Genomic DNA, 22,823 nt, shown 5'->3' with positions numbered 1-22,823 from the left:
ATGTCTTTCAAGTACCAATCAAAAATTGTCGTGCAATGGCGATCTGGTCGTCGTGGATGAAGGTCGGGGCATGGCCCACGTTCGGAATCTCGACCAGGCTGGCGCACGGGCCGCGCCCGGCCATGATGGCGGCCGTCTCGCGCGAGAGCAGGTCCGAATGTTCGCCGCGCACCAGCAGGGTCGGGCAGCGGATCGCATCGTAGGCGGCCCACAGCATGGCTTCGTCGGCCTGCGCGCTTTCCGGCGTGGCCGAGCGAAACGGCAGCGCCAGGCCCATGTCGTAATGCCGCACCCACTGGCCGTCGGGCTCCTGGCGCAGCACGTCGCTGGCCAGCTTGTGCCATTCGTCTTCGGAGTGCTCGCCGAACGACTGCGACACGTCGCGCACGAAGCCCGCGGCAGCGTCAAACGTCGGGAAGCGCAGGTCCTGGCCGATGTAGTCGCCGATGCGCAGCAGCGCCGCCGGGTCGAGCGTCGGGCCGATGTCGTTGAGGACGAGTTTGCGCACCGGGGTGTCCGGCAGCGAGGCGAGCGCGATACCGATCAGGCCACCCATCGAGGTGCCGAACCAGTCGACGCCGCCGGCGCCATTGCCACCACCGCTGGCGGTGACGCGCGCGATCAGGGTCACCATGTCGCTCACGTACTGCGGCACGCGGTAGAACTGGGGGTTGCGCAGGCGTCCGGAGCGGCCGCGCCCCACCACGTCGGGGGCCACCACGCGGTAGTGGCCGGCCAGCGCGCGCGCCAGATTGTCGAAATCGTCGCCCACGCGCGTGACGCCATGGGCGCAAATAAGCACGCGCGGATTGGACTCGTCGCCCCACTCCTTGTAGGACATCTGGTGCAAGCCGGCGGGCGAGATGCACTGGACGGATTTGATTCTTGCTTTGATCATGCCGGCTCCTCGTTGGGCGTCATCCGTCGCCACTTTTAAATATGTGCTTCAATCTTCACTGCGTTTAGAATTCTACATCATCAACCCCAAACTCTTTCTCTAGAGGACACAATGAAATCAAGTATGTTGAGCGGTAAAACCGCTCTGGTCACCGGCTCGACCTCGGGTATCGGCCTGGGAATCGCGCGTTCGCTGGCCCAGGAAGGCGCCAACATCGTGTTCAACGGCTTCGGCGACGCCCAGCACATCGAACAACTGCACACCGACCTGGCGCGCGAATTCGGCGTACAGACGGCTTACCATAACGCCGACATGTCGAAACCGGCCGACATCGAGGCGATGATGCAGTTCGCATCCGACAAATTCGGCGGGGTCGATGTGCTGGTCAATAACGCCGGCATCCAGCATGTGGCCAATATCGAGGATTTTCCGGCCGAGAAATGGGATGCCATCATCGCCATCAACCTCACCTCCGCCTTCCACACCTCGCGCCTGGCACTGCCGGGCATGAAGCAAAAGAACTGGGGCCGCATCATCAACCTGGCGTCGGTGCACGGGCTGGTGGGATCGGCGCAGAAATCGGCCTACGTGGCGGCCAAGCACGGGCTGGTCGGCTTCACCAAGGTCACCGCGCTGGAAACGGCCGGCACCGGCGTTACCTGCAACGCCATCTGCCCGGGCTGGGTCCTCACGCCCTTGGTGCAAAAACAGGTGGACGACCGCGCGGCGAAAGATGGCATCAGCATGGAAGAGGCCAAGAAGGCCCTGCTGAGCGAAAAGCAGCCGTCCGGCGAATTCGTCACGCCGGAAGAACTGGGCGCGCTGGCTGTGTTCCTGTGCAGCCCCGCCGGCAATCAGGTGCGCGGCGTGGCCTGGAACATGGATGGCGGCTGGGCCGCGCAGTAAGGCGCGCAGTCCGATGCCAGCATCGGCGCGGCAGCTTACTTGACCTCGATGGTGCGTGCGCGCGCGCCGGTGTTTTTGGCGGCCGGGCCGCAGGCGTCCGACGCGTAGTGCAGAGCGACCGCGTAGGTTTCGTCGGAAAAGCGGCTGATCAGCAAGCTTTGGGAGGTATCGACCGAGGCGCCCTTGGCGCGGTCGGTGAAGCACACTTCCAGGTCTTCGATGCCGTCGTTATTGATATCGGCGCGGCGCACCACGCGCAGCTGGTAGAACCAGCGTTCGCCATCGAAGGCGACCACGTCGTCGCCGCTGCGGGTGGGCACCATGCCGAAATCGGTAAAGGTGCGCAGTTCCGGCGTGCGGCGCGAGCCGAGCGAGCTGCGTACCGAGGCCAGGTCGAAGTTATCGGCGAGGAAGCGGCCCAGTTCAAGCTGGGGAAAGAACGATGCCACCGGCTTGGGCGACGGTTTGGGCGCTGCGTGCAGCAGGGCTGGTGCGATCGCGAAAGCCAGCAGTAAATGACGGATTGTTCTCATGGCGGGTTCCCGAGGTGACCGACTCAAGGTCGAAAGCATGACTATACCGCTTGCGGCGTGGTCACATGAACAATTAAGACGCCGGAATGCTGGCCATGGTGGCAATATTGCGCATCGTGCGCTCAAGGTCCTGGATCATCGCGTCCCACCGCTTGAGGTCGGCGCTGTCGGGCACAAACAGTGCGCAGGCGGCGCCGCGCAAAAGCAAATTTTTCATTGGTGGGGAGGTGGGATGGACGACGCAAGCGTTGCGTCCGTCCTGAGGATGGTCAAGTTTCCGTACTGCAATTATACGCGGCGCGCCGTTTAACGCAGAAATTTCCCGGCCTTCGCTTCCAGAATGCTGACCAGTTCCGGCTGCATGTAGGCGTAATTGTCGGGAATATCGAGGCAGATGACCTTCTTGCCGTTCAGATGGGCGCGAAAGCGCTCGCCGAGGCGCCGCCGGTGCGCCTTTTCCATGACGAACACGATGGTGGCCCAGGCAATCTGCTCGGGCGACAGCGGCACCGAGGCGTCGCCGCCCAGGCCGGCCGAGTCGGTCTCGACCCCGGGCCAGCTAGCGAAGACCTGCTCCGCCGTCGGGCTGCGCAGCCGGTTTTGGCTGCAGATGAATAGGGCTCTTTGCATTGTTTTCCTTGTACGTGGAGCGCGACATCGGCTTGCTCGTGCCCGACACCTTGGCCAGCACGGCCGCACGCACGACGTCGTACGACGGCTGGCCGATATAAAAGCCGAGCGTCTCGTGATAGCCCGCGCCATACTGGTCGAGATGATACATCCTCTTCCCCTTCGGTACGTCGCCTAACTCCTGGGCGATCGTATTGGTCGTGTCATAGCTGCCCAGGCTGATGCGGTAGCCGGGCTTGTCGCCGTCCGCAGCCACCTCGAAGGCATACACCACCCGATGGGTGCCGGCGGGCCGGTAATGCTCGAACGCGGAAATATTCCTGCCTTCATGGCGAAACTGCTCGCGCCGGTACGACTCTTCCCTGCTCAGTTCGGGGTTGGCGCCGCTCGTCCACAAGTCCACCAGCGCGGTCCGTTGCTTGTCGCGCTCCTCCAGCCGGCCCAGCGCCTGGTAGGTCTGCACCAGTTTCACCATGCCGCGCCAGTCGCTATTGACTCGCGCAAACGCCAGGCGCGCGTCGAGCGACTTCTCGTACTCGCCCAGTTCGAATGCAGCCAGGCCGATGCCCCACAACACCTCGGGCGTGGGTGCGGTTTCCCTGGCCTTTTCGAGCAGCACCAGTGCCTCGCGGTGCTTGCCCGCATCGATCAGGGCGAACGGCCCATCCACCCCGCCTGGCGGCGCCGAGGCCAGCACCAGGTTGGCCCACATCAGGCAGGCTGCTAACGATGCCCGTATCAACATAATCGCTTTCTTCATACGAAAACAAGCATGCTAACAAAGATGCAACCTTTCAATCAATCATTGTCCTGCCGCCATGCCGATCACAGTCGCGCTGGAAAATCACGCACTGCGGATATCCACAATAGATGAGGTTCCCGATTTGGATAAAGATACATTCATTCCAATATCGAACGGAGACACCGTCATGAAAAAGCCCTTCTACCAGATCCTGTATGTGCAGGTTCTGTTCGCCATCGTGTGCGGCGTCCTGCTCGGCGTGTTCTACCCAAAACTCGGGGTCGACATGAAACCGCTGGGCGACGGCTTCATCAAGCTGATCAAGATGATCATCGCCCCCGTCATTTTCTGTACCGTGGTCGCTGGTATCGCCGGCATGCAGGACATGAAAAAGATTGGCCGCGTCGGCGGCAAGGCGCTGCTGTACTTTGAAGTGGTGTCGACCTTCGCGCTGGCCATCGGCCTGGTGGTCGCCAACGTGGTGCGCCCGGGCGACGGCTTCAATGCCGATCCCGCCACGCTTGACACCAAGGCGATTGCCGAATACACCTCCAAGGCCAAATCCCAGAGCACCATCGACTTCGTGATGAACATCATCCCGAACACCGTGGTCGATGCCTTCGCCAAGGGCGACATCCTGCAAGTGCTGCTGTTCGCGATCCTGTTCGGCTTCGCGCTGTCGATGCTGGGCGAGCGTGGCCGTCCAATCACCAAGCTGATCGACGACATGTCGCATGTGATCTTCGGCGTGGTCGGCATCGTGATGAAAGTCGCACCGATCGGCGCCTTTGGCGCGATGGCCTTCACCATCGGTAAATTCGGCCTGGCCTCGCTGCTGCCACTGGCCAAGCTGATGGGTTCCTTCTACCTGACCTGCGCCGTGTTCGTGTTCGTCGTGCTTGGCCTGATCGCCCGCATGACCGGTTTTTCGATCTTCCGCTTCATCTCGTACATCAAGGAAGAACTGCTGATCGTGCTCGGTACCAGCTCCTCGGAAAGCGCCCTGCCCGCCCTGATGCGCAAGCTTGAAAAACTCGGCTGCTCGAAATCGGTCGTGGGCCTGGTGGTGCCGACCGGTTACTCGTTCAACCTGGACGGCACCAACATCTACATGACGATGGCGGCCCTGTTCGTGGCGCAGGCCACCAATACCGACCTGACCTTCAGCCAGCAGTTGACGATCCTGGGCGTGGCGATGCTGACCTCCAAGGGCGCGTCGGGCATCACCGGCGCGGGCTTCATTACCTTGGCGGCCACCCTGGCCGTGGTGCCGTCGGTACCGGTGGCCGGCATGGCCCTCATCCTGGGCATCGACCGTTTCATGAGCGAGTGCCGCGCACTGACCAACTTCGTCGGCAACGGCGTAGCGACGGTGGTGGTATCGCACTGGGAAAAAGAACTCGATCACGACCGCCTCAAGAGCGAACTGGCCAATCCAACCCACATCGACGATGATCGCGAAATGTACCCGGTCCGCAAAGCCGCCTGACCGTCACTGACTTCACCCCCCTTCCCGCGGTGGCTCACGACCCCTGCGGGAATTTTGCTTATTTGAAGCGATAAATCACATCGACCGGCTGCGCGAACTTGAGCGCCATCACGGTCAGCACATCGGCCTTGTCCATGCCGGTCTGCGGCGACGAGCGGTAATTCGTCTCGTTCGGGGCCAGCCCCATCGCCCGCGTCAGGTTCTTCAGATCTCCCGTACTGACCGCACTCGCGGGCCCCAGCTTGCGTCCCAGCCCCACCGCAATCCCCTCCGCCTTGCGCCGCGCGATCTTGATCGCATCGGTAGCCAGTTCCATCTCGATCTTTTCGCGCTGGGTGGTATCGAACACCGTCATGAAGCCGTCCAGGTTCGGCATGTTCAGCAACGGCGCCGCAGCGCCGCGCCATTTGGTCAGGTCGCGCACGTTGATGCGCACCCCGGCGCGGATATCGTACTGCACCGGTCCTGGCGCCGCATTCGGGTCCGGCTTGCGGAAGTCCTTGCGCACATCGCGCACCTCCACATCCTCCAGCGGCACGCCCGCCTGCTCCATCGCCGCGCGGATTTCGGTGGCGCGCGTCTGCACCACACCCACAGCCACGGCAGGGTCGGCGTCGAAGGCGCTGATCTCGAAATCGATCTGCCCCAGGTCGGGCATCGCAGTCGTGGTACCCATGCCGCTGACATGGATGAATGGATAGTCGGGCAAGCCGGCAGCCTGCGCGGCCACGGGCAGCAAGGTCAGTGCGCCAACGGCGGCAATCGTTTTGAGCATGGTTTCTCCGGACGTTAATCTGATGTTGAAAACGCCAGAATAGACAATGTAGACAGTACTGTCTACAACAATTATGCATTTAAAACAGGGCGAAAAAAGTTATAGACAACTCTGTCTAGACAGATTAATCTATAAATCAGGCACCCGCCCAAACCATGGCGCACGACGCCAACCAAGGAGATTGCATGACCCCATCCCCAACTTCGACCCCGGTCATTTCGGCCCGCCTGACACGCTGCCTGGCCCTGTTTGCCCTCGCCGCCGGCTGCGTTGCCGGCGCTGCGCACGCCACGCCGGCCAAGGGCGAGAAAGCCCACGCCGTCGCCGACCTGACTTCCTGCACCAAACCGGTCTACCCGGCCGAGGCGCGCGCCGCCAAACATGCCGGCACGGTGAAACTGGCTTACCTGATCGGCGCCAGCGGAGATGTTGTCGACAGCAAGGTGAAAAAATCGAGCGGCCACGTCGCGCTCGACGACGCCGCCCGGAATGCGATCAAACTGTGCAAGTTCACCGCCGCCAGCGCCAAGGGCAAGCCGGTCGAAAGCTGGGCCGGCATCGATTACGTGTGGAAGCTGTAATCACAGCGGCCAGGCTCCCCGCGAGTATCGCGCCCGCCAGGCATCCGACGCCCAGCACGATCACGCCCTGACTCACGCAGCGCATGCCGAAATCGCCGCAGCCGCCGGTCCATCCCGCAAAAGTACCTCGCGTGACGAGAATCGCCAGCCCATAGGTCAGGCCGGCGATGGCGATGATCCAGCCATCCAGATATCCATGACGCCCCTAAAATAGACAATGATGTCTATTTTTATCCCACATGCGCAACTGGGCGCCCCCTATTCCTTAAAGCTCCGGGTTTTTTCGTTAGACACGAAAGTCTAGATGCGCTAACCTAGCATCTACCCTTACACAAACGGCGCACCATGTCCAAACTCCCTGCCCCGCCCAAGCCGACAGCGGCCGAACTCGATCTGCTGCAAACCCTGTGGCCACTCGGCGCGGCGACCGCCAAGCAAGTGCACCAGGCGATCCTGATGGAGCGCCCCGACGTGACCTATGCGACGGTGCTGCGCCTGATGCAGATCATGCATACCAAGGGTTTGCTGATCCGCGACGAAAGCGAACGCTCGCACGTCTATGCGCCCGCGCAAGCCCAGGATTCGCTGCAAACGAACCTGCTCAAGGACCTGATCCAGAAAGCCTTCTCCGGCTCGGCCAAGGCGCTGGTCATGGCGGCCCTGCGCAGCGGCATCAGCAAAAAAGAGCGCGAAGAGATCGAAAACATGCTCAAGGAAGAAGACAAATGACGGCGTCCCTCATCGACAGCATCGGCTGGACCCTGCTCCACTTCACCTGGCAAGGCTTGCTGATCGGCTGCACCAGCGCCGCCGTACTGGCCCTGATGCGCAACACCCGGCCCGAATACCGCTACAACGTGGCCTGCGTGGCGCTGCTGGCCTGCGTGCTGTGGCCCGCCGCCGAATTGACGCTGCGCCTGCAGGACGCAAACGCCAGCGCGGCGCACCTGCGCTTTGCCGACCAGATGATGGCCGGCGCGCGCGCCGATGACGCCAGCCTCGCCGGCTGGCTGCAGGAGCAGTTGCTGTGGATCGTCGGCTTCTGGTCGGTGTGCGCGGCACTGCTGGCGCTGCGCATGGCGGCCGGACTGGCATGGATACGCCACGCCAGCCAGGCACCGCTGGCCGGCGCCGAATGGCAGGCGCGCGCCGGGCGCATGGCAAGCGCCTTCGGCATCACACGTGCCGTGCGCGTGCGCGTTGTCGAGAACCTGGACAGCCCGCTGACGATCGGCTGGCTGCGTCCCGTGGTGCTGGTGCCGGCCTCGCTGATGACCGGCATGCCGCCCGAGCTGCTCGAAGCGCTGCTGGCGCACGAAATGGCGCACGTGCGGCGCTTCGACTACCTGGTCAACCTGGGCCAGAATGTGGTCGAGATCCTGCTCTTCTATCACCCCGCCGTGTGGTGGATTTCGGGCCGCATCCGCACCGAACGCGAACAGATCGCCGACGACCTGGCGGCACGCCATCTGGGCGAACCGCGCCGGCTGGCGCACGCCTTGTCGGAGCTGGAGCGCTTGCAGTTTTCCTCGCACCACCTGGCAATCGCGGCCAATGGCGGTGAGCTGGTGACGCGCGTGCGGCGGCTGGTCAAGCCCGGCCGCCAGGCGCTCGACTGGAAAGCATCCTTGCCGGCACTGGGACTGGCTGCCGCCTGCTTCAGCCTTTACGCACACGCCGCCAACGACCGGGCGGCCGTGACGCCCGCGCTGGCCAAGGTTGCGCCAGTCGTCGACTTTGCCAGCTGCGCCAAGCCAGTCTGGCCGGCAGCGTCGTTCAAGGCCGAACACACCGGCACAGTCACACTCGCCTTCAAGGTCGGCGATACCGGACGTGTCACCGCCTCGCGCATCGCCGCCTCGAGCGGACATGCGCTGCTCGACGAAGCGGCGCGCGCCGGGATCATGAAGTGCCAGTTCAAGCCTGGCACGGAGAACGGCAAGCCGGTGGCGGCCTGGATGAACATGAAGTATGTGTGGATGCTCAAAGGCGGCGACGACTAAATCGCGTGATCGAGCGCGCGATTGCGTCCAGCGCCACCGTGTGCTGCACGGCGCCGCGCTTGACCGCATCCGTGGGCATGCCGTCCACCACGCAGCTCGCCTCATCCTGCGCGCGCCGGCGGTGCGGATTTCCAGCAGGCCGTCGTCGCCCACGCGGTCATTGATGATGCCGGTACCATTCAGCCCGGCACACTTGGCCACCGAGCGAACCAGCTCATCGACCGGGCCCCGCGATCCGCTGCGCCGCGCCGGTGTTCGACCCGGTGCTGTTTCGTCTGACGAGACTTGCGCCGCGCGGGCGCGATATGCTAGAGCCCGCTGACGTCCAGTTCGGCGCCTGTCGCGGCCACCACTAGTTCCTTGTTCACGCCCGGTGCCAGTTCAACCAGCTTCAGGCCGGCCGCGGTGACCTCGATCACGCCGAGGTCGGTAATGATCAGGTCGACCACGCCCACGCCCGTCAGCGGCAGATCACACTTGGGCAAGATCTTGTGCGAGGTCGAGCCATCCTTGGCCGTGGCGACGTGTTCCATCACCACCACCACGCGCTTGACGCCGGCCACCAGGTCCATCGCGCCGCCCATGCCCTTGACCATTTTGCCTGGAATCATCCAGTTGGCCAGGTCGCCCTGGGCCGATACTTGCATCGCCCCAAGAATCGCCAGGTTGATCTTGCCGCCACGGATCATGCCGAAGGAATCGGCCGAGCTGAAGTAGGCTGCGCCCGGCAGCGCCGTCACGGTCTGCTTGCCGGCGTTGATCAGGTCGGCGTCGACTTCATCCTCGGTCGGAAACGGACCGATGCCGAGCAAGCCGTTTTCCGACTGCAGGAACACTTCCATGTCGGCCGGAACGTAGTTCGCCACCAGGGTCGGCAAACCGATGCCCAGGTTCACGTAAAAACCATCCTGCAATTCTTTTGCCGCGCGCGCGGCCATTTCATCACGAGTCCATGCCATCTTCTTCTCCTGTGGTCTTAGTTGGTGCGCACGGTGCGCTGTTCGATGCGCTTTTCCGGCGTGGCGTTGACGACGATGCGGTGCACGAAAATGCTCGGCGTATGCACCTGGTCGGGTTCGATCTCGCCCACTTCCACCAGTTTCTCGACTTCGACGATGGTGATCTTGCCGGCCATCGCCACGTTCGGGTTGAAGTTGCGCGCGGTCTTGCGGTACACCAGGTTGCCGGCGCGGTCGGCCATGTAGGCTTTGACCAGCGACACGTCCGCTACCAGACTGCGCTCCATCACGTATTGTTCTCCGTCAAACTCGCGCACTTCCTTACCCTCGGCCACGATGGTGCCCACGCCGGTCTTGGTGAAGAAGGCGGGGATGCCCGAGCCGCCGGCGCGCAGCTTCTCGGCCAGCGTGCCCTGCGGCGTGAATTCGAGTTCGAGTTCGCCGGCCAGGTACTGGCGCGCGAACTCCTTGTTTTCACCCACGTAGGACGAAATCATTTTCTTGATCTGGCGCGTGGTGAGCAGCTGGCCGAGGCCGAAGTCGTCCACGCCGGCATTGTTGGAGATCACCGTCAGGTTGGTGACAGCCGACTTGCGCAAGGCCAGGATCAGCGCTTCCGGTATGCCGCACAGGCCGAAACCGCCGACTGCGATGGTCTGGCCATCGCTCACGATGCCGGCCAGCGCCGATGCCGCGTCAGGATAAACTTTGTTCATTCCCTGTCCCTTTTTATAGTTAAGCTAAATTCGTCCATACTGCACTGCACAGTGGATTCTCAGCATAAAATACGCGGGCCAAAAGCACAATACCGTAGAACTACCGGTTGTTTCCGATGTTTTCCACCGCTTCCGAATCACTGCACAGCATCCAATGACCGCATCATACGCCATCGATTACGAAACGATTTTCCGCCACGCGCCGGTCGGCATGTGCATTTCGGTCGACCGCGTGATCCAGGCCTGCAACGATGCGCTCAGTTCGATGTTCGGCTACGGCCACGGCGAACTCGATGGCAAGTCCTTCCAGGTGCTGTATCCGACCATGGATGAATTCCTGCGTACGGGCGACCGCATCATTCCGGTGATGAACGCGCGCGGCGTCTATTCCGACGAGCGCATCATGCGCCGCGCCGGGGGCGAACTGTTCTGGTGCCACGTGAGCGGGCGCGCCCTCGATGCGCGCGAGCCGCTCGGCGCGGGCGTGTGGACGTTCGAGGATGTCAGCGAAAAGCGGCCGGTCACGGCCGAACTGACGCCGCGCGAGCGCGAGATCGCGGCCCTGCTGGTCGAAGGCAAGACCAGCAAAGTGATCGCGCGCGAAACCGACCTCAGTCCGCGCACGGTGGAAATGCATAGAGCCAAACTGATGCGCAAATTTTCGGCGTCGACCTCGTCCGAGCTGGTGCACAAGCTGGTCGGGGTCAGCCGCTGAACTTTTCGGTCTACATGGATTGCGCGCAGGACGCCCCGTGGGCGGCGTTGCACGAACGCCACTTGGAAAGCGGTCAATGCAATTAATGTGTTTACCCTGAAATGCAATGGTATAGTTCAGACTCTCCAAAATTTCCGCAAAGAAATCATATGATCTCCAGACTGGCCTGCATCTCCGTCGCGCTGTTCGCTCTTTCCGGCTGCGCGATTCACCAAAACGTCAAGCCGGTCGAGCGTTTCGACAGCAAAGTGGTGTGCATCGTCGACAATCCCGCCGTCAGGGCGACCTTCTTCGACGCCTACGAGCGCGCGTTGACCAACAAGGGATATGAAGTGAAGAAGCTGGCTTCGGGGACGTCGCTGGTGGAGTGCCCGGTCACCTCGACCTATACCGCGACCTGGCGCTGGGACCTTGCCATGTACATGGCGTACGCCGACATCGTGGTCTACAAGAACGCCAAGCCGGCCGGCAAGGCGACCTACGATGCCTCCAGGGGCGGGGGCAACATGGGCAAATTCATCGGCGCAGAGAAGAAAATCACGGAGCTGGTCGACCAGCTGTTCCCGCGCCTGGCCGGATCGTGAAGAAAAGCGCGGCCGCGATCGGGCCGCGCTTGAGGGCTTGACGGCTTACTTCTTGCCGTCGGCCAGGCGCACGAAGTCGCCTTTCAGGGCGACGCCGCCAACGATATTACCGACGTGGCATTCAAAGTCGGTCTCGCTCGAATACGTGACGTTCTTGTAGTTGCTGGTGATATTGATGACCGCGTTCGCGCCGACTTCCTGGGCACGCTTCTGCAATGCCAGCATGGCCGACAGGAAGGCCCAATGGCACACTGCCGTGTCGGTCTTGCTGAAAGCGTTGGTCTTCTGGCTGGTCTGGTCGGAGCCGCGCTTTTCCAGTACCTTCGGCGTCTTCTGCGCACCATAATAGAAAGCGATCGAGTCGCCCAGGCGTTCTTTGGCGCCGTTGTCCGCCAGTGCGCCGGCGAACGGCAACACCAATTTCTTGTCGGCCGCGTGGGCCGGAACTGCGCTACCGATAACTGCCAGAACTGCCATCGTCGAGAGGATTTTTTTCATTCGTGTATATCTCCAGGTTTAGCCATACTTCTTAAAAATCAGCGACGTGTTAATGCCGCCGAACGCAAAATTGTTGGTCATGATGTAGTCGGTATCGATACGCCGGCCCTCGGTGTGGATGTAGTCGAGCGGCGCGCAGCGCGGGTCGACCTGTTCCAGGTTGATGGTCGGCGCGAACCAGCCTTCGCGCATCATTTCGATGCTGATCCACGCTTCCAGCGCGCCGCACGCGCCCAGGGTGTGGCCCATATAGCTTTTCAGTGAACTGATCGGCACGCGCGCGCCGAACATCGCGGCCGTGGCCTGCGTTTCGGCGATGTCGCCCTGCTCGGTGGCGGTGCCGTGCGCATTCACATAGCCGATGGCGTCGGGCGCCAGCTCGGCGTCGGCCAGGGCCAGCTCCATCGCAATCTTCATCGTCGCCGCGTTGGGCTGCGTGACGTGGCAGCCGTCGCTGTTGGTGCCGAAGCCCACCAGCTCGGCGTGGATGGTGGCGCCGCGCGCAATCGCGTGCTCGAGCTCTTCGAGGATCAGGCAACCGGCACCCTCCCCGATCACCAGGCCGTCACGCGCGCTGTCGAACGGACGTGGCGTGATGGCCGGCGTGTCGTTGCGCGTGCTGGTGGCGAACAGGGTGTCGAACACCGCCGCCTCGGTCGCGCACAGCTCCTCGGCGCCGCCGGCGACCATGGCGGTCTGCTGGCCGTTGCGGATCGCTTCGTACGCGTAGCCGATGCCCTGGCTGCCCGAGGTGCAGGCCGACGACGTCGTGATCACGCGCCCGGTCAGGCCGAAGAACACGCCGATGTTCACCGGCGCGGTGTGCGCCATCATCTTGATGTAGGTGGTGGCGTTGATGCCGCGCGTGCTGCGCTCTTCCATCATGCGGCCAAAGTCGCCGATGGCGCTCGGCGTGCCGGCGGACGAACCGAAGGACACGCCCATGCGCCCGCTTTTGAGCAGCGGATGCTCCAGCAGGCCGGCATGGGCCAGCGCCATTTCGCTGGCGCGCGTGGCCATCAGCGCCACCCGTCCCATGCTGCGGATGGCCTTGCGGTGAAAGCGCTCGCCCAGCTCGAAGGGCGCGGCCGGGGCGCCCAATTTGGTGTTCAGGCCTTCATAGTCGGCCCAGTCCTGCATCGGCACGATGGCGTTGCGGTACTCGCCCAGGCGCGTGCGAATCGCGGCCCAGTCGTTGCCCAGGGGGCTGATGCCGGCCATGCCGGTGACGACGACGCGGTGCTTCATACCATGCCTCCGTTGACAGAAATAACCTGGCGCGTGATGTACGAGGCATCGGCGCCGATCAGGAAGCTGACCGCGGCGGCCACCTCCTCGGGTTTGCCGATCCGCTTGGCCGGAATCATCTTGAGCGCTTCTTCCATCGGCACGTCGCTGATCATGTCGGTTTCGATCAGACCCGGCGCGACGCAATTGACGGTGATGGCGCGTTTGGCCAGTTCGATCGCCAGCGCCTTGGTGGCGCCGATGATGCCGGCCTTGGCGGCGCTGTAGTTGACCTGCCCGCGGTTGCCCGCCAGGCCCGACACCGAGGCCATGGTGACGATGCGTCCGGCCTTGCGGCGCTGGACCATCGGCATCACGAGGGGATTGAGCACGTTATAAAAACCATCGAGATTGGTCTTGAGGACGATATCCCAGTCCTCGCCGCTCATGGCCGGAAACGCATTGTCGCGCGCCACGCCGGCGTTGCACACCACGCCGTAATAGCAGCCATGCTGCTCGATGTCGGCCAGCAGGGCCGCGGCCGCGACATCGCGCTCGCCGATGTCGAACTGCAGCACGCGCGCGCGGCGGCCCATCGCCTCGATTTCGTGGGCGACCGCGTCGGCCTCGGCACGCTGGCTACGGCAATGAACGACGATATCGTAGCCGTCGCGCGCCAGGCGCAGCGCAACCGCCTTGCCGATGCCGCGCGACGAACCCGTCACCAATACTGTCTCGTTGATACTGCTCTGGCTACTCATTTAAAAACTCCGCTGCAAAAATTCGTTAACGTTATCGGGCTGGAAGACCGTGATGGTGGCATTGGCCAGATTGGCCCCGCTGGCGCCATCGTCGATGCGGCAGTCGAACGCGCCCAGGCCATTCTCGCCCTGCAGAACGTGCTGCACGTGCACATGCAGCACGCTGCCCAGCGCGAACAGGGGCACGCTGGTCTGGTAGCGCCGCGCACCGAGCAGAAAGCCCACGCGCACCGCGTCGCCGCGCAGGCGCGCCAGAAAACCGGCGTGGGCGGCGATTGCCTGCGCCATGTACTCGATGCCGACCCAGGAACCGACGCCGGCGCCATCGAAAAACACGCTGCGCTGGCCGATCGTCACTTCCGCGCACAGGGTGCTGGTGCCGGCCGTGAGCACACGGTCGAGAAACACCATCTCGCCTTCGTGCGGGACCAGCGCGCGGATATCGGGGTAGCTGTCACTGTTCATCGGGTCCGTCCCAACACCAGGGTGGCGTTCGAGCCGCCGAACGCAAACGAGTTACTCAACGCCCAGTCGAGCGGACGCCCGAGGCGCGCACCCGGCGCGGCCACGTTCAGCGCCGGCAGCGCCGGATCGGGCACGCCATCCCACAGGTGCGGGGGCAGCAGCCCTTCCGGATTATCGTCCTGCATGGCCAGCCAGATCAACGCCGCCTCCAGCGCCGCCGCCGCGCCCAGCGCATGGCCGGTAAAGCCCTTGGTCGAGCTGACCGGCACCGCTGGACCGAACAGGTCATGCACCACGCGCGACTCCATCGCATCGTTCTGGATGGTCGCCGTGCCGTGCAGGTTGATATAGTCTATCTGCGCCGCGTCAATACCGGCGCGCGCGAGCGCTTCGGTAATCGCCAGGCGCGCGCCGCTGCCGGCCGGATCGGGCGCCGACATGTGGTGCCCGTCGGACGCCTCGCCCCAGCCGCACAGGGCGACGGCAGCCGGCTCGCGCGTCATCAGGAACAGCGCCGCACCCTCGCCGATGTTGATACCCTCGCGATTGGCGCTCAATGGATTGCAGCGCGCCGCGCTGACCGATTCGAGTGCCGAAAAACCCGCAACCGTAAACCCGCACAGGGTGTCCACGCCGCCGGTAACGACGGCGTCGCACAGGCCCATGCGAATCAGGCGCGCGGCGCTGGCCAGGGCCTTGGCGCCGGATGCGCAGGCGCTCGAATGGGCATAGGCCGGGCCGGTGACTTTCAATTCATGGGCCAGCATGGCGGCGGGCGAACCCATCTCCTGCTGCGCATAATGGAATTCGGCCGGCAGCGCCCCACCCGTGAAATGTGCCTGCAGGGCCGCTTCGGTTTCGGCGATGCCCGAGGTGCTGGTGCCGATCACGATGCCGATCCGGTTCGACCCGTAGCGCAGCACGGCCGCGTCGACCGCGGCGCGAATCTGCGCCAGCGCGGCCAGGGCTAGCTGGTTGTTGCGGCTGCGCTGGCCGAGCGGGAGCACGCCGCCGTCGGGCAGCGCGGTAAGCACCCGCCCAAGGGGCAGCACGCGGCCGGGCGACCAGGCGTCGGTCGGCGCGATGCCGCTCTCGCCGGCGAACAGGGCGCGTTTGACTTGTTCGTGCGAGTCGCCCAGCGCGCAGACGATCCCGCATTTGTTTAAATACAGCTTCATCATCAGGGCGCCGACTCGATGGTCAGGCGGTAATCATAACGCAGGTTGTCGAGGATCACAGTGCCAGTCCAGCGCGGCATCTGCGTGTAGGTAATCGTGGCCACCACCGCGCCATCGAGGGTCAGGGTGCGGCGCAGGCCGGCGTCTTCGATGCGCCAGCCCTGCGGCAGGCTGCGCGCAATCGCCTCGGCCGGCCACAAGGTGAGCTGCATGTCTTCGAGCACGTCCTCGGCGCGCACCTGCTTGGGCAGCATCATGTGGCGCCACGACGTCAGTTCCTTGCCATCATAGCTCAGGCTCAGGACGCGCTGGCCGAAAGCCAGGCCGACCATCTGCACCTGCTGCGGGTCGACTTCGACCGCGGCATCGAGTTCGTCGATGCGGCCCTTGCGTTCGACCTTGAGGTGCTGCTGCACGCTGATGGTCGACTCCAGCGCTTGCGGCGCCAGCTTGATGCCGAGCCGCGCGATGGGCGCCGGCGGCGTGCTGCAGGCGCCCAGCAGCACGGCAGCCAGCAGCGGCGCAGCCAGGTGGAGGCGGGAATCACGCATGTTCATTTTCCTTGGTATTCGCAAAATAAGGGACCAGCAGCCACGCCAGCGTGGTCCCGATCAGCATCGTCAGCCCGAACGCCTGCAGTGCGGGGGTGCGGCTCAGGCCAAGCAAGCCGAAAGCGAGCAGGGTATTGGCCGCCGACAGGCCGACCGCCAGCCATGGCGTGGTATTGCGCCGGCCCGGGTGCTCCTGCATGAAGATGCCGTAGTCGACCACGACGCCGAGGAGCAGCATCAGTGCCAGCACGTGGAACAGTTGCAGCGCCTGGCCGGTGAGGCCGAGCACCGCCAGGGTGGCGATGCTCGCGACCGCGCTTGGCGCCAGCACACGCCAGGCGTTGCCGCGGTAGCGCGGATAGAGCAGCGCGAACACCACCGCGTACGCCCCCAGGACGACCCAGCCCATGTACTGGCGGTAGCGGCCCAGTACCGATGAAATCTCGGCCACCTTGTCGACCCACTGCACACCTTCCATACCCTCGCCTGCGCGGCGCAGCTCCGGCAGCGCGGCCATGCTCATGCCGCGCAGCGCGACGATACTCGCGTGAACGCCGTCGATGTCGCCCAGCCACAGGTGGCGCCAAGGCTCGCTCGGCGGGGTTTTCAGGAATTCCGCAGGCGTGAGCGGCGCGCGCGGCGCCATCAGGTGCGCGCGCGTGGCGGCGCTCCAGGCACTGTCTTCTTCAATCGCCTTGGCCACCGCATCGAGCGGGCCGCCCGGCGCCAGCAGCTTGCTGTCGATCAGGGCGCGCCGTTCGAGCTGGGTGCGCACCGACGGTACCCAGTTCGACATGGCCTGGTAGCCGCCGATGCGTTTGGCGGCGATCAGCGGGTCGAGACGGCGCTTGAGTTCTTCTTCACGCTGCAGCACGATTTCGGCGCTGGCGCCGCGCACCAGGAAATACTGGACGGGCGTCGGGGCATCGAGCAGCTTGCTCAATTTGATCTGGTCGTCGATCAGATGCTTGGGCGGGTTTTGCAGCGAGCGGATGTCATCGTTGACGCCCAGGCGCGACCAGCCGAAACCGGCCACCGCCACGAACAAGGCGGCAATGACGAGCGTGCGGGCATTCAGGCGCGCTTGCGGCCAGTGCGCCAGCGTGGCGCCGTAGCGGTGGGCCAGTGCACCGGTTGTCAAAGTGCCGCCGGAAACGAGCAGCGGGAACCAGCAAACGACCGTCAGCCAGGCGAACACCAGTCCGACGGCGGAGAACACGGCCATGTGGCGCAGGCCGGGGAACGGCGTGAAGCCGAGGCCCATGTAGCCGATTACCGCCGCCAGCAGCGTCAGGCACAGTCCCGGCAGCAGGCGTTTAAGCAGGCGCACCGAACCCTCGGCCGGATCGGCGCTCAGGCGGTTGCACAGGAAGTAGATGCCGTAATCCTGGGCCACGCCGATCAGGCTTGCCCCGAAGACGAGCGTGAGCAGGTGGATGCGGCCGAACAGCAGCCAGCACACCGACAGCGAACCGAGAAAGCCGATCCCGATCGACAGCAGCACCAGCGCGATCGGCCGCAGCGAGCGGAAAGTGAACCATGTCAGCAGCACGATACCGGCCAGCGAACCAAGGCCGATGGTGGACATTTCGCCTTCGGCCTGGCTGCTGGCGGCGGACGCATGCAGCACCACGCCGGCGGTGATCACCTTCGCCTGCGGGGCGGCCTTGAGCGCGGCCTGTTTGGCCCGTTCGAGCAGCGGCACCACGGTTTGCTGGGCCGTCATCGAGAACGCCGGCGCGCGCATGGTCAGCGGCATGAGCACGTACTGGCGCTCGCCGTCGGCCACGAACAGCTTGTCGTCGCGCGGACGCACCGGGGTTTCCTGCGCGCGTTCCTGGACCCAGCCGGAAAACAGGCCGAACGGATCGTCGCGGAAGGCGCCCAGTTTCGGACCGGAGAATGCGGAGTACAGCTTGGCCAGGGCGGCGTCGGTCCAGAATTGCGGGCTCGCGCTACGCAATTGCGCTTCCTGCTGCGCGGTGAGCAAAGCCACGCTGTGCTTCTGGAATGGCGCCAGCCAGTCGCCCTGGGTTTCGTCGGACAGCTTGACCGCTTCGAGCACGCCGGGCTGGGTGGCCAGCACCGCATTGTAGGCGTCGGCGGCGCGCTTGGCGTCATTCCACTCGGCGGCGCCGACCAGCACGATCACGCGCTGCTGCGCGGCGTCGACCATGTGGGTGAACGACTCCTGCAGAACGCGGTCGCGCTCCTGCACCGGCAGCAAGGCCAGGATATCGGTGTCCGGCACAATGCGCTGGACCACCCACAGATAGGCGTTATGCCCCAGCAGGGCGCATACCACCAGCGCCCAGAGCCAGGCCAGCCACTTGTGCCGCTTTACTTCAGGATTCACAGCAGCGCCGCCTCCTCAAGGGTAATCGCGCCCTCGCCTGTCTTGATCTCGGAGAAGACAATGAAGGTCTTGTCACCGCTCGCTTCGACGATCTGGATATTCTTCACGTACGCGCCGCCGTCGAGCGAAATGGCGCCGATGGCCTTGGCCAGCGCCGGCTGGCGCGCCTTGAGCGCGACGTTCCAGGTGCTGCCCTCGACACCGCCGTCGACTTCGAACAGGGTTTCGAGCTGGCCCAGGTCGCCCGACAGCAGCGAGAACAGCACGCTGTTAATCATGCGCACCGTCGGTTCCTGCTTCGCTTCGAGGCGCATCGCCACGCGCTCGCCCTGGAAGCTGACGATTTCGTCGCGCGTCAGGCGCAGGGTGTTCGGGAACGGTTTCAGGGTACGCCACAACACGCCCTTGCCCGCCACGACGCAAAAGCGGCCGTTCGAGGCGAGCGGTTTTTTCATGCCGGCCAGGTGCTTGGTCTGGTCGAAGCGGCCGCACAAGACCGTCGGCTTGGCCAGCAATGCCTGGATTTTGGCGATCGGCGCGCTAGCGCCGGCAACAGCGCAGGCGGCGCCGATGGCGAGGGCGAAGATCAAACGTTTCATGCGGGGCTTACTCCTAATTTTTCAAACAGCACGGGCGGCGACATGAAACACATCTCGCCGCTGGCGATATCGACGGCCACCTGGGTGGTGCTGGCGCGGTTCAGGCGCTTGCCGCTGGCCGCATCGCTGATCAGGTAATCGATTTTCAGGCGGTTTTCGTATTCGACGATTTCAGCGCGCAGGATCAGGCGCTGGCCGAACACGGCCGGCCCGATATAGCGCAGGTTCATGTCGATCACCGGCCAGGCGAAGCCGGACGCCTTCATCTGTTCGTAGTTGTAGTCGATCTTGTCGAGCAGCGTACAGCGCGCCACTTCGAGGTATTTGACGTAGTTGCCGTGCCAGACGATCTGCATCGGGTCCAGGTCGAAGAACTGGACCTGCATCTCGGTCTCGGCGAACCAGCGGCTCGGCAGCGCGCCCCTACGCATACAGGCTCCAGGCTTGCTCGCGCAGGCGCGCGATCAGCACGCGCAGCTCGGGTTCCAGGCGGCGGTCTTCTGCCACCGGGGCCACGTCTTCGCCCAGCTTGTCCATCATGTCCCGCAGCGCTTGCGGCGCCGGGTTTTCCGGATTGACGCGCAGGCGCAGCCACACACCCTGGCGCACCGTGATCAAGAGCGCGGCGACAACCTGCTCGGTCAGTTCCAGCACGCGCAGGCAGTCGCGCGCGGCGATGGTGCCCATGCTGACCTTGTCCTGGTTGTGGCACTCGGTCGAACGCGAGAACACCGAGGCCGGCATGGTCAGTTTCAGCGCTTCCGCGGTCCACGCCGAGGAACTGATCTGCAAGGCTTTCAGGCCGTGGTTGATGGCCGCGCGCGGCCCTTCCGCGCCCGACAGGTTGGCCGGCAGGCCGTGGTTGTAGCGGCTGTCGACCAGCAGCGCCATCTGGCGGTCCAGCAGGTCGGCCAGGTTGGCCACCGCATTCTTCATGCCGTCCATCGCAAAGGCGATATGGCCGCCGTAGAAATGCCCGCCGTGCAGCACGCGTTCGCCTTCGGCATCGATGATCGGATTGTCGTTGGCGCTGTTGAGTTCATTTTCGATCGACTGGCGGAAGAACGGCAGCGCGTCGGCCAGCACGCCGATGACGTGCGGCGCGCAGCGGATCGAATAGCGGTCCTGCAGGCGCTTGCCGTTGCGTTCCGCCTCGCCGACGTGCAGGTCCTGGCGCAGCCAGGCGGCCACGCCCTGCATGCCGGCGTGCGGCTTGACCGAAAACAGGGTTTCGTCGAAATGATGGGCATTGCCGTCCAGCGCAAACGAGGCCATGGCGGTGATGCGGGTGCACATGCGCGTCAGATACTCGGCGCGGTCGTATGCCAGGCAGGCCAGCGCGGTCATGACGGCGGTGCCGTTCATGATCGCCAGCCCTTCTTTCGGGCGCAGGCGCAGCGGCGTGATGCCGGCTTCCTTCAAGGCCTGGGCGGCCGGGACCTGCACGCCGTCGCGCCACACTTCACGCTCGCCGCACAGTACCGCCGCCAGGTAGGACAGCGGGGTCAGGTCGCCGCTGGCGCCGACCGAGCCTTCGCTCGGGATCAGCGGCAACAGGCCGGCGTCGAGCAGGCGCGCGATCTGTTCCAGCAGTTCGACGCTCACGCCCGAAAAGCCCTTGGACAGCGACGCCAGGCGCGTGGCCATCACCGCGCGCGTTTGCGCGGGCGTGAGGTACTCGCCCAGGCCGCAGCCGTGGTAGGTGTACAGGTGATGCGGCAGTTCGGCCACCAGGTCGGGCGGAATCGATACCGTGCACGAGTCGCCGTAACCGGTGGTGACGCCGTAAATGGTCCCGTCCTCGCGCAGCAGGCGGTCGAGGAAGTCGGCGCCGCGCGCGATCGCCGCGCGGAACACCGGGTCGGGCGAGAGCACGGCGCTGGCGGTGCCGCGCGCGATATCGACGATATCTTCGATCGTCAGACGTTCGCGGTCGAATTGGACGGCGCGGCGGGTAGTGGTCAGGTCAGGATGCATCATTCTTGTCCAGATGGGGTAAATGCCAAAAATCGTAAAAGTTGAACCACTCGAGCGGGGAACGGATGCAGTGGTGCTGCAGGCGCGCCGCGAAGTCGCCGGCCACCTGGGCCAGCACTTCTTCGCGGCCCTTGCGCGGCAGGCGCACCGATTCGCGCAGCAGTTCGAAGTTCACTTGGTAGCCGCGTCCGACGCGGTTCGAGAACATCATGTAGAGCGGGCATTGCAGGATCGAGGCCAGTACGTACGGCCCGACCGGAAAAGGCGCATCGACGCCCAGGAACGGCGCCAGCGCCACGCGCGGGTCGGGCGAGACCGGCACGCGGTCGCCTGCGATGACGACGAACTCGCCCCGCCCTACCCGCTCCGACAGCATCATCGCGGTGGCCGGATTCATCTCCGTCACCTGCAGCAGATTGGTCTGGCTGCGTGGGTCGAGCGAGGCAAGCATATTATTAAACGCTTGGGCGTGGCGCGTATGCACCAGCACCGTCAGCGTCAGGCCCGGCACGTCGTTCGACAGCACGCGGCACAAGTCGGCATTGCCCAGGTGCGTGCAGACCAGCACCGCGCCGCGCTTTTCGTCCAGCAGGCGCCGCATCGGCTCCATGCCCAGGTGGCTGACCAGGTTCTTGTCGAACAGGCCGCCCCACAGCAGCATCTTGTCGAGAATGGCTTCGGCAAAGCTGCCGAAGTGGCGCAGCACGCCGTACCAGCCGCCCGGCACCGGCGCAAAGGCGCGCACGCGGTCGAGATAATTCGTCGACGCGCGGCGCGCGGCCGGCTTGGTCAGCACGTACCAGGCCAGCACGGGATAGAGCACCACCCGGAACGGCCAGCGGCCGAACACGCGGCACACCCAGAACAGCAGGCGCATGCCGCCCACGAAACTCGATTCCGAGATCGCGGCCCAGTGGCTGGCGTGCAGCTTGGTCATGCGGCCCGCCATTTGCGCGCCAGCAGCTTGGGCAGGCGGATCAGCATGCCGAAGAACAGCACCGTATGCATGCGCGAAATGAGCACGTTGTCGCGAAAGGCCATGAAGTGCGACACGCCGTCGCTCGGGTAAGTCACGCGCGTGGGCAGGTTCACCACCTGCACTTCGTCCCAGAACAGGCGCACCAGAACTTCGGAGTCGAAGTTCATGCGCTTGCCCAGCGAGCAGCGCGACGCCAGCGCCACCACCGGCGCCACCGGATAGACACGGAAGCCGCACATCGAATCGCGGATCGCGAACGACAAGGTGTTAATCCAGATCCAGACGTGGGTCAGGTAGCGCGCGTACAGGCGCAGCTTCGGTACCGATTGGTCGTACACCGGGCAGCCGGCGATGACGGCGTGCGGATGCAGGCGCGCGAGCGCCACGAAACGCGGAATGTCGCCGGTGTTGTGCTGACCGTCGGCGTCAACCTGCAGCAAATGCGTGTAGCCCGCCTGCGCGGCGCTGTGAAAACCGGTCAGCACGGCCGCGCCCTTGCCCTGGTTGACGGCGTGGCGCACCAGCACGACCGTGCCGGGATGCGCCGCCGCCAGCTGGTCGAGCACGCGCGCGCACGACGGCTTGCTGCCGTCGTCCACCAGCATGCACGGCAGGCCGTGAGCGAGCACCGCGTCGACCACGTCGCCGATGGCGTGTTCGTGGTCGTACACCGGGATCATCACGCAGGGCTTGAACATGAT

General features: G+C 64.4%; 28 protein-coding genes. 7 read left to right on the top strand and 21 right to left on the bottom strand.

Annotated elements, in window-relative coordinates; translation table 11 throughout:
* Positions 1-7: 7 nt before the first annotated feature.
* Positions 8-898: an alpha/beta fold hydrolase gene (locus tag CR152_RS20820; RefSeq protein WP_099877992.1), complete on the bottom strand. Its 891-nt coding sequence runs from the start codon at positions 896-898 to the stop codon at positions 8-10.
* A 111-nt stretch (positions 899-1,009) separates the two neighbouring features.
* On the opposite strand from CR152_RS20820, the gene CR152_RS20815 reads away from it, so the two are divergent.
* On the top strand, positions 1,010-1,804 hold the full coding sequence (locus CR152_RS20815; protein ID WP_099877989.1) for a 3-hydroxybutyrate dehydrogenase: 795 nt from the start codon (positions 1,010-1,012) through the stop codon (positions 1,802-1,804).
* 35 nt (positions 1,805-1,839) lie between these two features.
* Here the strand turns inward: CR152_RS20815 and CR152_RS20810 are convergent, their stop codons facing one another.
* The 4 genes from CR152_RS20810 to CR152_RS20800 all read right to left on the bottom strand — a co-directional run bounded on the left by CR152_RS20810 (position 1,840) and on the right by CR152_RS20800 (position 3,712).
* Positions 1,840-2,337 carry a hypothetical protein gene (locus CR152_RS20810; protein WP_099877985.1) on the bottom strand — a complete coding sequence of 166 codons (498 nt, stop codon included), beginning with the start codon at positions 2,335-2,337 and terminating at the stop codon, positions 1,840-1,842.
* 73 nt (positions 2,338-2,410) lie between these two features.
* Positions 2,411-2,554 (bottom strand): hypothetical protein, encoded by a 144-nt coding sequence (locus tag CR152_RS33150; RefSeq protein WP_157778631.1) that lies wholly within the window; start codon positions 2,552-2,554, stop codon positions 2,411-2,413.
* Positions 2,555-2,643: 89 nt separating this feature from the next.
* The gene (locus CR152_RS20805; protein ID WP_099877982.1) at positions 2,644-2,967 is read right to left on the bottom strand and encodes a low molecular weight protein tyrosine phosphatase family protein; all 324 of its coding nucleotides are present in this window, start codon (positions 2,965-2,967) and stop codon (positions 2,644-2,646) included.
* Entirely contained in the window at positions 2,897-3,712 is an 816-nt protein-coding gene (locus tag CR152_RS20800) for a tetratricopeptide repeat protein (protein WP_157778630.1), read from the bottom strand. Before CR152_RS20800 ends, CR152_RS20805 begins: the two co-directional genes overlap by 71 nt.
* A gap of 184 nt (positions 3,713-3,896) precedes the next feature.
* On the opposite strand from CR152_RS20800, the gene CR152_RS20795 reads away from it, so the two are divergent.
* Positions 3,897-5,198 (top strand): dicarboxylate/amino acid:cation symporter, encoded by a 1,302-nt coding sequence (locus tag CR152_RS20795; RefSeq protein ID WP_099877976.1) that lies wholly within the window; start codon positions 3,897-3,899, stop codon positions 5,196-5,198.
* Positions 5,199-5,256: 58 nt separating this feature from the next.
* On the opposite strand, the gene CR152_RS20790 is transcribed toward CR152_RS20795, so the two are convergent.
* Positions 5,257-5,973 (bottom strand): SIMPL domain-containing protein, encoded by a 717-nt coding sequence (locus tag CR152_RS20790; protein WP_099877973.1) that lies wholly within the window; start codon positions 5,971-5,973, stop codon positions 5,257-5,259.
* 185 nt (positions 5,974-6,158) lie between these two features.
* On the opposite strand from CR152_RS20790, the gene CR152_RS20785 reads away from it, so the two are divergent.
* The 3 genes from CR152_RS20785 (at position 6,159) to CR152_RS20775 (ending at position 8,557) form a co-directional block, all read left to right on the top strand.
* Positions 6,159-6,554 carry an energy transducer TonB gene (locus tag CR152_RS20785; RefSeq protein ID WP_157778629.1) on the top strand — a complete coding sequence of 132 codons (396 nt, stop codon included), beginning with the start codon at positions 6,159-6,161 and terminating at the stop codon, positions 6,552-6,554.
* Between the two features lie 345 nt (positions 6,555-6,899).
* Positions 6,900-7,283, top strand: coding sequence for a BlaI/MecI/CopY family transcriptional regulator (locus tag CR152_RS20780; protein ID WP_099877967.1), 384 nt, complete (start codon positions 6,900-6,902; stop codon positions 7,281-7,283).
* Positions 7,280-8,557: a M56 family metallopeptidase gene (locus CR152_RS20775; protein WP_099877964.1), complete on the top strand. Its 1,278-nt coding sequence runs from the start codon at positions 7,280-7,282 to the stop codon at positions 8,555-8,557. The genes CR152_RS20780 and CR152_RS20775 overlap by 4 nt, the downstream gene beginning before the upstream one ends.
* Here CR152_RS20775 and CR152_RS34850 read toward each other — a convergent pair.
* From CR152_RS34850 to CR152_RS20765, 3 genes are all read right to left on the bottom strand, one after another.
* Positions 8,538-8,636 (bottom strand): hypothetical protein, encoded by a 99-nt coding sequence (locus CR152_RS34850; protein WP_307718589.1) that lies wholly within the window; start codon positions 8,634-8,636, stop codon positions 8,538-8,540. The genes CR152_RS20775 and CR152_RS34850 overlap by 20 nt on opposite strands.
* Before the next feature lie 229 nt (positions 8,637-8,865).
* Positions 8,866-9,516, bottom strand: a complete 651-nt coding sequence (locus CR152_RS20770; RefSeq protein ID WP_099877961.1) for a 3-oxoacid CoA-transferase subunit B — start codon at positions 9,514-9,516, stop codon at positions 8,866-8,868.
* Positions 9,517-9,533: 17 nt separating this feature from the next.
* On the bottom strand, positions 9,534-10,232 hold the full coding sequence (locus CR152_RS20765; protein ID WP_099877959.1) for a CoA transferase subunit A: 699 nt from the start codon (positions 10,230-10,232) through the stop codon (positions 9,534-9,536).
* Positions 10,233-10,386: 154 nt separating this feature from the next.
* Here CR152_RS20765 and CR152_RS20760 point away from each other — a divergent pair, with 154 nt between their 5' ends.
* Positions 10,387-10,947, top strand: a complete 561-nt coding sequence (locus CR152_RS20760) for a PAS and helix-turn-helix domain-containing protein (protein WP_099877955.1) — start codon at positions 10,387-10,389, stop codon at positions 10,945-10,947.
* Between the two features lie 149 nt (positions 10,948-11,096).
* Complete coding sequence (locus CR152_RS20755; RefSeq protein WP_099877953.1) at positions 11,097-11,531, top strand: Sbal_3080 family lipoprotein; 435 nt, start codon at positions 11,097-11,099, stop codon at positions 11,529-11,531.
* Between the two features lie 45 nt (positions 11,532-11,576).
* Here CR152_RS20755 and CR152_RS20750 read toward each other — a convergent pair whose 3' ends face one another.
* The 12 genes from CR152_RS20750 to CR152_RS20695 are packed head-to-tail and all read right to left on the bottom strand — an operon-like array spanning position 11,577 to position 22,820.
* On the bottom strand, positions 11,577-12,029 hold the full coding sequence (locus CR152_RS20750; protein ID WP_099877950.1) for an excinuclease ATPase subunit: 453 nt from the start codon (positions 12,027-12,029) through the stop codon (positions 11,577-11,579).
* Between the two features lie 18 nt (positions 12,030-12,047).
* Positions 12,048-13,277: a beta-ketoacyl-ACP synthase gene (locus CR152_RS20745; RefSeq protein ID WP_099877947.1), complete on the bottom strand. Its 1,230-nt coding sequence runs from the start codon at positions 13,275-13,277 to the stop codon at positions 12,048-12,050.
* Positions 13,274-14,017: a 3-ketoacyl-ACP reductase FabG2 gene (locus CR152_RS20740; RefSeq protein WP_099877944.1), complete on the bottom strand. Its 744-nt coding sequence runs from the start codon at positions 14,015-14,017 to the stop codon at positions 13,274-13,276. The genes CR152_RS20745 and CR152_RS20740 overlap by 4 nt, the downstream gene beginning before the upstream one ends.
* Entirely contained in the window at positions 14,018-14,482 is a 465-nt protein-coding gene (locus CR152_RS20735; protein ID WP_099877941.1) for a hotdog family protein, read from the bottom strand.
* The gene (locus CR152_RS20730) at positions 14,479-15,660 is read right to left on the bottom strand and encodes a beta-ketoacyl-ACP synthase (RefSeq protein WP_099882596.1); all 1,182 of its coding nucleotides are present in this window, start codon (positions 15,658-15,660) and stop codon (positions 14,479-14,481) included. Before CR152_RS20730 ends, CR152_RS20735 begins: the two co-directional genes overlap by 4 nt.
* A 2-nt stretch (positions 15,661-15,662) precedes the next feature.
* On the bottom strand, positions 15,663-16,211 hold the full coding sequence (locus CR152_RS20725) for a DUF3261 domain-containing protein (protein ID WP_099877938.1): 549 nt from the start codon (positions 16,209-16,211) through the stop codon (positions 15,663-15,665).
* A complete protein-coding gene (locus tag CR152_RS20720) occupies positions 16,204-18,567 on the bottom strand; it encodes an MMPL family transporter (protein ID WP_099877935.1) in 2,364 nt (787 codons plus the stop codon). Before CR152_RS20720 ends, CR152_RS20725 begins: the two co-directional genes overlap by 8 nt.
* A complete protein-coding gene (locus CR152_RS20715) occupies positions 18,564-19,166 on the bottom strand; it encodes an outer membrane lipoprotein carrier protein LolA (RefSeq protein ID WP_099877932.1) in 603 nt (200 codons plus the stop codon). The genes CR152_RS20720 and CR152_RS20715 overlap by 4 nt, the downstream gene beginning before the upstream one ends.
* Positions 19,163-19,597, bottom strand: coding sequence for an acyl-CoA thioesterase (locus CR152_RS20710; RefSeq protein ID WP_099877929.1), 435 nt, complete (start codon positions 19,595-19,597; stop codon positions 19,163-19,165). The genes CR152_RS20715 and CR152_RS20710 overlap by 4 nt, the downstream gene beginning before the upstream one ends.
* A complete protein-coding gene (locus tag CR152_RS20705) occupies positions 19,590-21,146 on the bottom strand; it encodes an HAL/PAL/TAL family ammonia-lyase (RefSeq protein WP_099877927.1) in 1,557 nt (518 codons plus the stop codon). Before CR152_RS20705 ends, CR152_RS20710 begins: the two co-directional genes overlap by 8 nt.
* The gene (locus CR152_RS20700) at positions 21,133-22,080 is read right to left on the bottom strand and encodes a lysophospholipid acyltransferase family protein (RefSeq protein ID WP_099882594.1); all 948 of its coding nucleotides are present in this window, start codon (positions 22,078-22,080) and stop codon (positions 21,133-21,135) included. Before CR152_RS20700 ends, CR152_RS20705 begins: the two co-directional genes overlap by 14 nt.
* Complete coding sequence (locus CR152_RS20695; protein WP_099877924.1) at positions 22,077-22,820, bottom strand: glycosyltransferase family 2 protein; 744 nt, start codon at positions 22,818-22,820, stop codon at positions 22,077-22,079. The genes CR152_RS20700 and CR152_RS20695 overlap by 4 nt, the downstream gene beginning before the upstream one ends.
* Positions 22,821-22,823: the final 3 nt, after the last annotated feature.

The organism is Massilia violaceinigra, assembly GCF_002752675.1.
Lineage (GTDB): Bacteria > Pseudomonadota > Gammaproteobacteria > Burkholderiales > Burkholderiaceae_D > Telluria_A > Telluria_A violaceinigra.
This window is presented reverse-complemented; position numbering and strand designations above follow the sequence as displayed.